This window comes from Bradyrhizobium sp. AUGA SZCCT0158 (assembly GCF_018130065.1).
Classification (GTDB): domain Bacteria; phylum Pseudomonadota; class Alphaproteobacteria; order Rhizobiales; family Xanthobacteraceae; genus Bradyrhizobium.
Genome location: NZ_JAFCME010000028.1, coordinates 37158 through 49354 on the forward strand (window position 1 = coordinate 37158; position 12197 = coordinate 49354).

Below are 12197 nucleotides of genomic sequence, written 5' to 3' on the forward strand. Positions count from 1 at the left end.
CACCAGCCCATCGAGAGGTGGGCTACGACTAGTATATCTGAGAAGGGACTACCCCCGTGAGCATGGGAACCGTGAAGTGGTTTAACGCAACCAAGGGCTATGGCTTCATCCAGCCGGATGACGGCGGCAATGACGTGTTCGTGCACATCAGCGCTGTCGAACGTGCCGGTCTTGGTACGCTGCGTGAAGGCCAGAAGATCAGCTACGAAATCGTGGCCGATCGTCGCTCTGGCAAATCTTCGGCCGACAATCTGCGCGCCGCTGGATGAGTGATTTTTCAGGACGCCCGGCGCGCCCTTGAAAATTGCTTCGAAATAACGAAAGGCCGCGCCCAAGGCGCGGCCTTTTTTCGTACCTCAGATTTATCCCGCGCCATTGATCTGCGCGACGGCGTTACGACTTCGTGCAAACCGTGGTGTTGTACATCACGCACAGCGATTGGCGCGGGCGCGTATAGGTGAAGTCGGTCAAATTGATCCCCGCCTTCGCCATCACATAGCCGATGGCCGGGACGTATTTGTAGCTGACCTCGCTGTAAATCAGATAGGTGTCGCCGACCTGCAGCGCGCTCGGAATCGCCACCGTGCTTCCGGTCCCGCGCGGCACCGCGCCCTTGCTCCACTGCACCCGGGCGATCTTGGTAGTGGGATCGACATACAGTTCCGTGATCGTGGAATTGAGCGGCGCGGCCGAATAGGGCGTCATGATGCCGGTGGAGGCGTTGAAGATGTTGGTCAGCTGGGCGTCGGTGACCGAGACGTTCTGCGACGTCAGATCCGACAGCGTCCGCGCCATCAGCGTCACCTTGCGGTCGACCGCGACGCCGGACGAGAACTCGACCGTGCCGAAAAACAGCACCAACATCAGAGGTACGACCATGGCGAATTCGACGGCGGCCAGACCCCTGGTATCGCCGGACAGATCGAGCGCCGAGCGCCGCATGCGAAGCCAGATTCCACTCATCAGACTCATCGCCTTGCCTATCTTGTCTTGACGCGTTTTCTCAACGCAAACCGGGTCGCTTGAAAAATGCTTCTAGAAAGGTTCATTCTGGAACGCCGCGGTCGCGCTCAACAGCCGCTTGCTGCCGCTGAGATTCGAGATGTCATAGCCGAACTTGGTGACCAGTATCGGCCATTGATAGAACAGCCGCACCACGACGATGTCGCCGGGGCCGCCGGGGCTGTAATTGTTCGTCGGCACGAAATTCTTGCTGGCGTCGATCGGGTTGCTGACGTTGACGCTGCTGAACTGGGGATAGCTCTGCACGTCGACGGAGATTCCGTTGCAATCGAACAGCGCGGCGACCTTGCTGCAGACATAGGTCTTGAACTGCGCCTGGGTGTAGGCGGCGTTCTGCGCCTGACCGGTCATGATCATGCGCGCCGAATCCTGCGTCACGGTCTCGAGCACCTGGCTGGCAAAGAACATGAACGCCGTCTCGATGATCGCGAACAGCAGCGCAAAGAACATCGGCGCGACCAGCGCAAACTCGACCACGGTGGAGCCACCGCGATTGCGGCAAAAACGGCGCAACAACTGGCTGAAGGAGCGGATATGCGACGGCATCGAAGCGACCTCAGGCGCAAGCGGAACTGCCGTCATGAGTAGCCGAAACAGATTGTCGAAGTGTTTCGCCGGATAGAAGCAGAACGACCCGCGCCGTTAAGCGGACGTTAACCCTCTAGCGCCGGGCACAAAGTGGCGTGCAGCTCAGCACGTCGGCGCTGGTGCTTCCGCGGTAAACCGTGACCAGTTTGCTGTTGCCGGTTGAAGCAACGGCGGTCGTTTTGCTGTCTGCGATGCTGCGCAGCGCCAGTGACAAACTCCCGCTCAGGCGTGCTTTTCCCAGAACCTCGACTTCATCAGGCGTCATTTCCAGCGTCGCCGTTTTTCCCAGCACCGCGTTTTGGCCCTCTTTTTCCTTGGGGGCCTGGTCGATGGCGAGAACGCGGACATTGGTCAGAACGGTCTGGGAGGAGATGATATCGGGCGGCTGCCCCGCGCCATCGATACTCTGCTGCTTCTCGCGCTTCGACAGAATCACGTCGACGCGGTCGTTCGGCAGAATGAAGCCGCCCGCCCCGGTTTCGGCCGAGATTTCAGTCGAGACGGCCCGCATTCCCGTCGGCAGGATCGCCGCCATGAACCCTGACCCGTTCGCCTTGACCAATTTCTGCTCGCGAATCGGTTCTCCCGCGATGAACGGCATGCGGGCGATGGAGCCAACGATTTGGGTGATGGCCTCGGGCCGGTCCTTCTTGCGAATGAAGCTGCCGCTTGAAGACGACTCGGTCCAGGTCTGCCACTGCAGGTTTTCGGCGGCGACAGTCTGGCCAAGGCCGATGTCATCCTTGGCCACGAGCACATCCACCGTCGGCAGTTGCGGTACTGCTGCGACCGGTGCGGGAGCTTCTTTGTCGATACCGCTCGCAAGGTATGCGGCAACACCGCCAGCACTGATTGCGATGGCCAGAACGATAATTCGGGCGGTGTTCATACGCTTTTACTCATACATGACGCAGCGACGCTTCCGGCGCTGAAGCGAGTCTAGCCAGACATAGGTCAAAGCAAGGTTAAGGGAGCGCATCGAAGTCGCGTTAACAAGCCTCGTAGTCGGGAACCGGACTGACGCCCGACGGTTCGCGTTCCGAGCCTATTTCCGGAATGGATAGGCCAGTTGCCCGGCGATCTCGCGCGGGAAGGTCGACTGATCGTCGACACCGTAATTGTCCGGCAAACGGTCTTTGGGCATCCGGAAGGTTCCGAACAGGATGTCCCAGAGCGGAAAGGTGCCCGCGAAGTTGGTATTGCCGCCCTCTTCCTGCGCGGTGTGATGCCAGCGGTGGAAGACCGGGGTGGCAAGCACGTATTTGAACGGGCCGAGCGTCCAGTTCAGATTGGCGTGAACGAACGCCGAATGGAAAATGTTGAAAGGGCCAAGCCACAGCATCACGTTCGGCGAAATACCCGCCATCAGCAACGCGACGTCGATCCCGATGGTGCCGAGCAACAGGTTGACGGGGTGAAAGCGCGCCGCCGAAATCCAGTCCACATCCTCGGAGGAATGATGGATGGCGTGGTATTTCCAGAAGCCGCCGCCATGGAACATGCGGTGCAGCCAGTACATCATGAAATCAGCGAGCACCAAAAACAGCACCGCCTGCAGCCACAGCGGCAGCGTCGACAGCGGCCCATGGCCATTGTCATAGAAGGCGATCAGTTCGTCGGCGTCATGAATTTGGAACACCAGGGCGGCGCCGAGCACCAATAGCCCGATCCGGAACACGCGGGCGAACAGCGGCACCAGGAACCAGTAGGCGAGATCGGTCACGAGTTCGCGCTTGCGCCACCACGGCCGGCCGGGATTGCAGGCCCAGAAATGCGCCAGCACCGAAAACACCAGCGCCAGCGCGATCGTCACCGGCACCACAATGGCCATCGTCTGGCCAAGCATCTCGACGATTTCCAGGCCCAGGAACATTGCCGCTTCTTAGCACCTTGCGCGATCTGGCGTCTCGGCAGAACCGGATTTCTGCAAGACTCAAGGCGCGCAGCGTGCCGCGATCGGATTGGGCGGTCAATTCGGTCGTGACGAAAACTTCCGGCGGGAGGACCTCCAGGTCCCCGCTCTGGATACTTGACGCGTCTTGCTTGCGCGAAGCGGGTCGTGCTGGCTCGAAAAGGCGCTACTGGCGAAACGGATAGGCTAACTGCCCACCGATTTCGTTCGGCACCGACTGATCGGCGTCGACGCCGTAATTATCCGGCAGCTGGTTTTCCGGCATCCGGAACGTTCCGAACAGAATATCCCAGAGCGGGAAGGTGCCGGCAAAATTGGTGTTGCCGCCCTCTTCCTGCGAGGTGTGATGCCAGCGGTGGAACACCGGCGTCGCCAGTACATATTTGAACGGGCCGAGCGTCCAGTTCAGATTGGCGTGGACGAAGGCCGAGTGGAAGGTCGTGAACGGCCCGACCCAGAGCATGATGTTGGGCGATATGCCCGCCATCAACAGAATGACGTCCACCATGATCGTTCCGATGAACAGGTTGACGGGGTGAAACCGCGCCGCGGAAATCCACTCGAGATCTTCCGAAGAATGATGGATCGCGTGGTACTTCCAGAAGCCGCCGCTGTGAAACATGCGGTGCAGCCAATACAGCATGAAGTCGGAGGCAACCAGGAACAGCAGTGCCTGCACCCAGAGCGGAAGCGCGGCCAGCGGCCCGTGGCCATTGTCGTAGAATGCGACCAGCTCGTCGACATCATGAATGTTGAAGACAACACCGGCGCCGAGCACCAACAGCCCGATGCGGAGCACACGGGCGAAAACGGGAACGAAGAACCAGTAGCAGATGTCGGTGATGAGTTCGCGCTTGCGCCACCACGGCTTGCCGGGATTGCAGGCCCAGAAATGCGAGAGCACCGTGAACACCAGGGCGAGGCCGATCGTAACCGGCACCACCTTCGCCATGGTCTGGCCCATCATCTCGATGACTTCCAACGGCATACCCGACATGACGGCCTCGCTTGATGGGGAGATCCAAGGGGGTATCACCCTCGCGCTTAAGGAGCGGTGAATCCGGCACTGACCCGGGCCTGCGCGGCTGCGACAACAAGGCCCGCAATACTAAGCGCATTTTATCAATTGGCTTAATTCCGCGTTTACTCTGAGTGAGAACAGCGAGTTCCCCCCGGTTTTGCGCAATCGAATTAACTGCGCCGCAATGGTCCGGTTTTAGGGTGGCGTCATGGTCACGGTGCTGAGAACGCCGGCGAGACCAAATGATAGTTCGACCAGCCACGTGTACACAGGAGTTATCTATTATGAAGAATCTCGTTTCGCGTTTCGTCAAGGATGAGTCCGGCGCGACTGCCATCGAATACGGCCTGATTGCCGCCGGTATTGCGATCGCGATCATCACCGCCGTTCAGGGCGTCGGCGGCAAGCTGTCGACCAACTTCGGCACGATCTCGACCTCGCTGAAATAAGCGATCGTCGCAATCTGCTTCAAAGGCCCCGGGGTCACCCGGGGCCTTTGTCGTTTGCGCGACTTGAGGGTCGTTTTCGAGACCCGGGGTTTTTGCGGGTCCGTCTCGTGCGGGCCGTTTTCCGATTGTTCACTTCTCGTCGATAGGTTCGCCGGATGCTGGAACGTCTTCTTTCAGGTCTTCCCGGCCTTCGCGTTGGCAGCACGGGCTGTGTGAATCCATGATCCTCGATATTGCCCGCCTCATGCTGTTTCCGGCCCTGATGGCGTTCGCGGCCGCGAGCGACCTTTTCACTATGACGATTTCGAACCGGATATCGCTGGCCCTGGTGGCCGGCTTTCTGGTTCTGGCGCCGCTGGGCGGAATGGGCCTGCACGATTTCCTGATGCATCTCGGCGCCGGCGCCGTTGTCCTCGTCGTGGCCTTTGGCTGTTTCGCGATGGGCTGGGTCGGCGGCGGCGACGCCAAGGTCGCGGCCGGGGTGGCGCTCTGGTTCGGCTTCGATCACCTGCTCAACTATCTGCTCTATGCCTCGCTGCTCGGCGGCGCCCTGACGCTGCTGCTGCTCTATGCCAGGCAATGGCCGCTACCCCGGCCGCTCACAGGCCAGGCCTGGCTGCTCCGCCTCCACGACAAACAGACCGGAATCCCCTACGGCATCGCGCTCGCGATCGGCGCGTTGATGGTCTATCCGGAGACCGAGTGGATCAAGTCGATCGACGTCACGCACCTCGCAATGCACTGATCCTTCGAACGGTAACGCACCGTTAAGGCAATTTACTCACGCCTCATTAACCATGCTTTGACGAATAGCTGGTCAACTCCCATCACGGCGGCGGAAGCGTCGCGGCGTTATGTGGAAAGTGAAGCGTATGAATACCGCTCGCATTGTCGTTTTGACCATCGCCATCGGCGCTGGCGGCATTGCCGCAGGTCTGGCCAGCGGATCCGACCACCAGCCTGTCGCGCCGGATCCGGTCGCGGAGCTGCAGACCATCGATATTCTGGTCGCCAACGGCGACATCGGCCTCGGCCAGTCGCTCAAGGCCAAGGATATGCAATGGCAGACCTGGCCGGCCGCGAGCGCCAGCGACAGTTTCATCAGCAACGCCAACGCGATGACACTGGCCCGTGCGCGCCAGAGCGGCGCGCCGTCGCTCGTCGGATACGGCTTGGTCAGCCAGCAGTCGGTGCAGACGTGACCGAAAGGACGCTCGTTATGAAGTGCAGGGGAAATCAGCCGATGCTGCGGACATTCATCGTCCGCGCCCTGTCGTTCTCGGCGGTCGCAGCCCTGACGCTCAATCCGGCCCTGACGCCGGTCAAGGCAAGCGACTATCGCGCCGCGGCGCCGGCGGCCATGGACGGGCAGATGAACGCGCGCACGGTTTCGCTCGGGATCGGAAAGTCGATCGTGATCGACCTGCCGCGCGACATCAAGGACGTGTTGGTGGCCGATCCGAAGATCGCCAACGCCGTCGTCCGCTCCTCCCAGCGTGCCTACATCATCGGCGCGGCGGTGGGCCAGACCAACATCGTATTCTTCGACTCGGCAGGCCAGCAGATCGCGGCCTATGACATCGCGGTCAAGCGCGACCTCAACGGCGTGCGTGCGGCGCTGAAGCAGACGCTGCCGAACTCGGACATCCATATCGACGGCGTCGGCGACGGCGTGGTGCTGACCGGCACGGCGGCAAGCCCGATCGACGCGCAGCAGGCCTTCGATCTGGCCTCCCGCCTCGCCGGCGGCACCGACAAGGTCGTCAATTCGATCGCCGTCCGCGGCCGCGACCAGGTGATGCTGAAGGTGACGGTTGCCGAAGTCGCGCGCAACATCATCAAGCAGATGGGCATCGACCTCACGGCCAGCATGACCTACGGCACGGCGGTGGTGAACTTCAGCAACGCCAACCCGTTTACCGCCTATGGCCGTCCGCTGGTCCCAGGCAACGTCGCATCGGGAACGTTCGGCGGCGGCAACGTCCCGTCGGTGACGGCTACCCTTCGCGCCATGGAAAGCGCCGGCGTGGTGCGGACGCTGGCCGAACCCAATTTGACCGCTATTTCCGGTGAGTCCGCCACCTTCATCGCCGGCGGCGAGTTTCCAGTTCCCGCAGGCTATTCCTGCGACCCGATCACGCGCGTTTGTACGACCCAGATCCAGTTCAAGAAGTTCGGCATTTCGCTCAATTTCACGCCGGTCGTGCTGACCGAAGGCCGCATCAGCCTGCGCGTGATGACCGAAGTATCCGAACTGTCCAACGACAACTCGATCACGTTGACCCAGTCGCTCAGCTCCGCGGGCACCAACTCGCTGACCATTCCCTCGATCAAGACCCGCCGTGCGGAGACGACGTTGGAAATCCCGTCGGGCGGCGCGATGGCGATGGCCGGCCTGATCCAGGAGCAGACCAAGCAGGCCATCAATGGCTTCCCGGGTCTGGCGCAATTGCCGGTGCTCGGCACGCTGTTCCGCAGCCGCGACTTCGTCAACAGCCAGACCGAGCTGATGGTCCTGGTCACCCCCTACGTGGTTCGCGCGGTGGCGCAGAAGGATCTTTCGCGCCCCGATGACGGGTTCGCCAACGCTTCCGATCCGCAGACCGATCTGCTCGGCAGCATCAATCGCGTCTACGGCGTTCCGGGCCGCAGCAATGAGCCGGGACGGAAATATCGCGGCACCTACGGCTTTATTACGGACTGAGGCGGGACGATGACACGACAAAGCACATCCGCAATAACCGCCGACCGCAAGCGCGCTCTCCGCCTCGCGGGAGCGCTGATCGGTCTTGCCGTAGTGCTGGGCGCCTGCAAGCACACCGACCCGGTGGCGACGGCAAGCGTGCCGGACGATTATCGCCTGCGTCATCCGATCGCGATTCAGGAAGCCGATCGCACGGTGATCGTATTCGTCGGCCGTGGCCGCGGCGGACTTTCCGCGAACCAGCGCTCCGATGTGATGGGAATGGCGCAGACCTGGCTCAAGGAGGGCACCGGCGGCATCACCATCGACATGCCCACCGATACGCCGAACGCGCGAGCTGCCAGCGAATCATTGCGCGAGATCCAGGCGACGTTCGCCGCTGCCGGCGTCCCGCCGCGCGCGGTCGCCATACGCCAGTATCGTCCCGAGGACCCCCGGCACATGGCGGCGATCCGGCTGACTTATCCGAAGATCTCAGCCACCGCCGGGCCCTGCGGCCTGTGGCCCGACGACCTCGGACCGTCCGTCAACAACCGGGGCTATTTCGAAAACAAGCCCTATTACAATCTCGGTTGCTCCAATCAGCGCAATCTTGCCGCGATGGTCGATAATCCGTCGGATCTCGTGCAGCCGCGCGAGGAGACACCCGCCTATACGCCGCGGCGCAACATCGCCTTCGACAAATATCGCAAGGGTACGTCAACCACGACCGCTTATCCCGAAGCCGACAAGGCCAAACTCAGCGATACAGGCAAATGATCAGCTACTCGCGCCAGACCCCCGAACAGCAGCCGGACGGCCCGCCGCCGTCGACGGAAGATCATATCGCGCCGGCGCCGCGGGTGTCCGTCCAGGCATTCTGCGAGACGGTGGAAACCGCCGCGGCTGTGCAATCGGCCGGCGAAGACCGCCGTCTCGGCAAGGCTCATTTGAAGATCCAGATGGGCGGCATGGCCGCCGCCATCGAGGCCTATCGCTCCGCGCCGACACCGAACGTGATCATCCTGGAAACCGAGGGCCGCAACGATATCCTGCTCGGTCTCGATCAGTTGGCCACCGTGTGCGACGCCGGAACCCGCGTGATCGTGATCGGCCGCATCAACGACGTCACGCTGTACCGCGAGCTGGTGCGCCGCGGCGTCAGCGATTACGTGATCGCCCCCGTCACCGCCATCGACGTCGTCCGCGCGGTCTGCAACCTGTTCTCGGCGCCCGAAGCCAAGGCGGTCGGCCGCATCATTGCCGTGGTTGGCGCCAAGGGCGGCGTCGGCTCGTCCACCGTCGCGCATAACGTCGCCTGGGCGATCGCCCGCGATCTGGCGCTGGATTCGGTGGTCGCCGACCTCGACCTCGCCTTCGGCACCGCCGGCCTCGACTACAATCAGGACCCGCCGCAGGGCATCGCCGACGCCGTGTTCTCGCCCGACCGGGTCGATACCGCCTTCATCGACCGTCTGCTGTCGAAATGTACCGACCATCTCAGCCTGCTCGCGGCGCCAGCGACGCTCGACCGGGTCTATGATTTTGGCGCTGACGCTTTCGATGCGATCTTCGACACGCTTCGCACCACGATGCCCTGCATCGTGCTCGACGTCCCCCATCAGTGGTCGGGATGGACCAAGCGCGCGCTGATCGCAGCCGACGATATTCTGATCGTGGCGGCGCCCGATCTGGCCAATTTGCGCAACACCAAGAACATCTACGACCTCTTGAAGGCGTCGCGGCCGAACGACCGCGCGCCGCTCTACTGCCTCAACCAGGTCGGCATTCCGAAGCGCCCCGAGATCCCCGCCAGCGAATTCGCCAAGGCCATGGAGAGCCAGCCGATCGCCACGATCCCGTTCGAGCCGCAGATGTTCGGCTCGGCCGCCAATAACGGCCAGATGATTGCGGAAATTTCCGCCAATCACCGGACCACCGAGATGTTCCTGCAGATTGCGCAGCGGTTGACAGGCCGCGGCGAGACCAAGAAGCCGAAGGGGTCGTTCCTGTCGCCCCTGATCGAGAAGTTGCGGGCCAAGAAGTAAGCCGTCCGCGTGGAGTACGATCGTGTTTGGTAAGCGTAGCGGAGACAACGACACGCGGGCGCCGAAGCCCGCCATTCACGCGCCGGAGCCATCCGGCATGGCGGCCGCTTCGCGTGAAATGGCCGCGCCGACCGTATCTTCACCGCCGATCGCGCCCTCGAAACCGCCGCCGGCGCCCGCCATGGAAGCGCGGCGCTCCGACAATTATTACCAGGTCAAGGCCACGATCTTCGGCGCCCTGATCGAGGCGATCGACCTTGCCCAGCTCGCCAAACTCGACGGCGAGTCGGCGCGCGAGGAAATTCGCGACATCGTCAACGAGATCATCGCGATCAAGAACATCGTGATGTCGATTGCCGAGCAGGAAGAGCTGCTCGACGACATCTGCAACGACGTGCTCGGTTACGGTCCGCTGGAGCCGCTATTGTCGCGCGACGACATCGCCGACATCATGGTCAATGGCGCCGGCACGGTGTTCATCGAAGTCGCCGGCAAGATCCAGAAGACCGGCATCCGGTTTCGCGACAACCAGCAGCTGCTCAACATCTGCCAGCGCATCGTCAGCCAGGTCGGCCGGCGCGTCGACGAATCATCGCCGATCTGCGACGCGCGTCTCGCCGACGGCTCCCGCGTCAACGCCATCGTGCCGCCGCTGGCGATCGACGGGCCCGCGCTCACCATCCGAAAATTCAAAAAGGACAAGCTGACCCTCGAGCAGCTGGTCAAGTTCGGCGCCATCTCGCCGGAAGGCGCGGAAATCCTCCAGATCATCGGCCGCGTCCGCTGCAACGTGCTGATCTCCGGCGGCACCGGCTCCGGCAAGACCACGCTCTTGAACTGCCTGACCCAGTTCATCGAGCATGACGAGCGCGTCATCACCTGCGAAGACGCCGCCGAACTCCAGCTGCAGCAACCGCACGTGGTGCGGCTGGAAACCCGGCCGCCCAACATCGAAGGCGAAGGCCAGGTCACGATGCGCGAACTGGTCCGCAACTGCCTGCGTATGCGGCCCGAACGCATCATCGTCGGCGAAGTCCGCGGACCCGAGGCATTCGACCTGCTGCAGGCGATGAACACCGGCCATGACGGCTCGATGGGAACGCTGCATGCCAACAACCCGCGCGAAGCTTTATCGCGCTGCGAATCGATGATCACGATGGGCGGATTTTCGCTGCCGTCCCGCACCATTCGCGAGATGATCTGCGCCTCGATCGACGTCATCGTGCAGGCCGCGCGTCTGCGCGACGGCTCGCGGCGCATCACCCACATTACCGAGGTGATGGGCATGGAAGGCGATACCATCATCACCCAGGACCTGTTCCTGTATGACATGATCGGCGAAGACGCCAACGGCAAGATCATCGGCAAGCATCGCTCGACCGGCATCGGACGCCCGCGGTTCTGGGAACGCGCACGATATTACGGCGAGGAGAAGCGGCTCGCGGCTGCGCTTGATGCCGCCGAAGTCACAGCTGAACCCGGAGCACGCTGATGTCCATGCAAGCGCTCGCACTGGCCTTTCTTGCATTCACCGCGATTGGCGGCATTGCCTGGGTTTTCGTCTACCCATTGCTGTCCGGCGAGAAGAAAGCGGAATCGCGCCGCGCCTCGATCGCGCGGTCCGAACCGACGGCGGCGCGTCAGGCCGACAAGAACCAGCGTTCACGCCGCGAACAGGTCGAGGGGTCGCTGAAGGATCTCGAGTCGCGCCGGCTGAAGGAAAAATCGGTTCCCCTGAGCACCCGCATCACCCAGGCCGGACTTTCCTGGTCGACGCAGAAATTCTGGATCATCTCCGGCGTCCTGGCTGCGGTCGCCGGTTTCGCCGCGTTCAGCGCCGGAGGCGGAGTTTTGGGCGCCCTCGGCATGGCCTTCGGCGCGGGCTTCGGGCTGCCGCGCTGGCTGCTGGGTTACCTCAAGACGAAGCGCGAAAAGGCATTTTTGAAAGCGCTGCCGGACGCGGTCGACGTCATCGTCCGTGGCATCAAGGCCGGACTGCCGCTGTTCGAATCGATCAAGGTGGTCGCGGCCGACTCGCCGGAGCCGCTGAGGAGCGAGTTCCTGGCCATCATCGAAACCCAAACCATCGGGATGCCGCTCGGCGAAGCCTGCGCGCGCCTTTATGAAAGGATGCCGGTGCCGGAAGCCAACTTCTTCGGCATCGTGATCGCGATCCAGCAGAAATCGGGCGGCAATCTGTCGGAAGCGCTCGGCAACCTTTCGAAGGTGCTGCGCGACCGCAAGAAGATGGCAGAGAAAATTCAGGCGATGTCGATGGAAGCCAAGGCCTCCGCCGCCATCATCGGCTCTCTTCCGCCGGTCGTGATGGTGCTGGTCTGGATTACAACGCCCGACTACATCTCGCTGCTGTGGACCGACCGGCTCGGCCAATTCATGCTTGTGTGCTGCGTTGGCTGGATGACGATCGGCGTTCTCGTGATGAAGAAAATGATCAACTTCGACTTCTGACGGT

General features: G+C 62.2%; 14 protein-coding genes. 9 read left to right on the plus strand and 5 right to left on the minus strand.

Going from position 1 to position 12197, the window contains the following annotated elements; translation table 11 throughout:
- Positions 1 to 56: 56 nt before the first annotated feature.
- Positions 57 to 269, plus strand: a complete 213-nt coding sequence (locus tag JQ574_RS29110) for a cold-shock protein (protein ID WP_002714433.1) — start codon at positions 57 to 59, stop codon at positions 267 to 269.
- Positions 270 to 393: 124 nt separating this feature from the next.
- On the opposite strand, the gene JQ574_RS29115 is transcribed toward JQ574_RS29110, so the two are convergent.
- The 5 genes from JQ574_RS29115 to JQ574_RS29135 all read right to left on the minus strand — a co-directional run bounded on the left by JQ574_RS29115 (position 394) and on the right by JQ574_RS29135 (position 4520).
- Positions 394 to 972, minus strand: coding sequence for a TadE/TadG family type IV pilus assembly protein (locus JQ574_RS29115; RefSeq protein WP_409363377.1), 579 nt, complete (start codon positions 970 to 972; stop codon positions 394 to 396).
- A 63-nt stretch (positions 973 to 1035) separates the two neighbouring features.
- Positions 1036 to 1569: a TadE/TadG family type IV pilus assembly protein gene (locus JQ574_RS29120; RefSeq protein ID WP_212206292.1), complete on the minus strand. Its 534-nt coding sequence runs from the start codon at positions 1567 to 1569 to the stop codon at positions 1036 to 1038.
- A 115-nt stretch (positions 1570 to 1684) separates the two neighbouring features.
- A complete protein-coding gene (gene cpaB, locus JQ574_RS29125) occupies positions 1685 to 2500 on the minus strand; it encodes a Flp pilus assembly protein CpaB (protein WP_212206290.1) in 816 nt (271 codons plus the stop codon).
- 156 nt (positions 2501 to 2656) lie between these two features.
- A complete protein-coding gene (locus JQ574_RS29130; protein WP_192737156.1) occupies positions 2657 to 3484 on the minus strand; it encodes a sterol desaturase family protein in 828 nt (275 codons plus the stop codon).
- A gap of 205 nt (positions 3485 to 3689) precedes the next feature.
- Entirely contained in the window at positions 3690 to 4520 is an 831-nt protein-coding gene (locus tag JQ574_RS29135; RefSeq protein WP_212206282.1) for a sterol desaturase family protein, read from the minus strand.
- A gap of 308 nt (positions 4521 to 4828) precedes the next feature.
- Between JQ574_RS29135 and JQ574_RS29140 the strand changes: the two genes are divergently transcribed.
- The 8 genes from JQ574_RS29140 (at position 4829) to JQ574_RS29175 (ending at position 12193) form a co-directional block, all read left to right on the plus strand.
- Positions 4829 to 4993 (plus strand): Flp family type IVb pilin, encoded by a 165-nt coding sequence (locus JQ574_RS29140; RefSeq protein ID WP_192737154.1) that lies wholly within the window; start codon positions 4829 to 4831, stop codon positions 4991 to 4993.
- A 220-nt stretch (positions 4994 to 5213) separates the two neighbouring features.
- Positions 5214 to 5738, plus strand: coding sequence for a prepilin peptidase (locus JQ574_RS29145; RefSeq protein WP_212206280.1), 525 nt, complete (start codon positions 5214 to 5216; stop codon positions 5736 to 5738).
- Between the two features lie 127 nt (positions 5739 to 5865).
- Complete coding sequence (locus JQ574_RS29150) at positions 5866 to 6195, plus strand: hypothetical protein (protein ID WP_212206278.1); 330 nt, start codon at positions 5866 to 5868, stop codon at positions 6193 to 6195.
- Positions 6196 to 6212: 17 nt separating this feature from the next.
- A complete protein-coding gene (locus JQ574_RS29155) occupies positions 6213 to 7697 on the plus strand; it encodes a type II and III secretion system protein family protein (protein ID WP_212206276.1) in 1485 nt (494 codons plus the stop codon).
- A 9-nt stretch (positions 7698 to 7706) separates the two neighbouring features.
- Positions 7707 to 8456 (plus strand): CpaD family pilus assembly protein, encoded by a 750-nt coding sequence (locus JQ574_RS29160; RefSeq protein WP_212206274.1) that lies wholly within the window; start codon positions 7707 to 7709, stop codon positions 8454 to 8456.
- Positions 8453 to 9724: an AAA family ATPase gene (locus tag JQ574_RS29165; protein ID WP_212206272.1), complete on the plus strand. Its 1272-nt coding sequence runs from the start codon at positions 8453 to 8455 to the stop codon at positions 9722 to 9724. The genes JQ574_RS29160 and JQ574_RS29165 overlap by 4 nt, the downstream gene beginning before the upstream one ends.
- Positions 9725 to 9746: 22 nt before the next feature.
- A complete protein-coding gene (locus JQ574_RS29170) occupies positions 9747 to 11216 on the plus strand; it encodes a CpaF family protein (RefSeq protein WP_212206270.1) in 1470 nt (489 codons plus the stop codon).
- Positions 11216 to 12193, plus strand: coding sequence for a type II secretion system F family protein (locus tag JQ574_RS29175; RefSeq protein ID WP_212206268.1), 978 nt, complete (start codon positions 11216 to 11218; stop codon positions 12191 to 12193). Before JQ574_RS29170 ends, JQ574_RS29175 begins: the two co-directional genes overlap by 1 nt.
- Positions 12194 to 12197 lie beyond the last annotated feature (4 nt).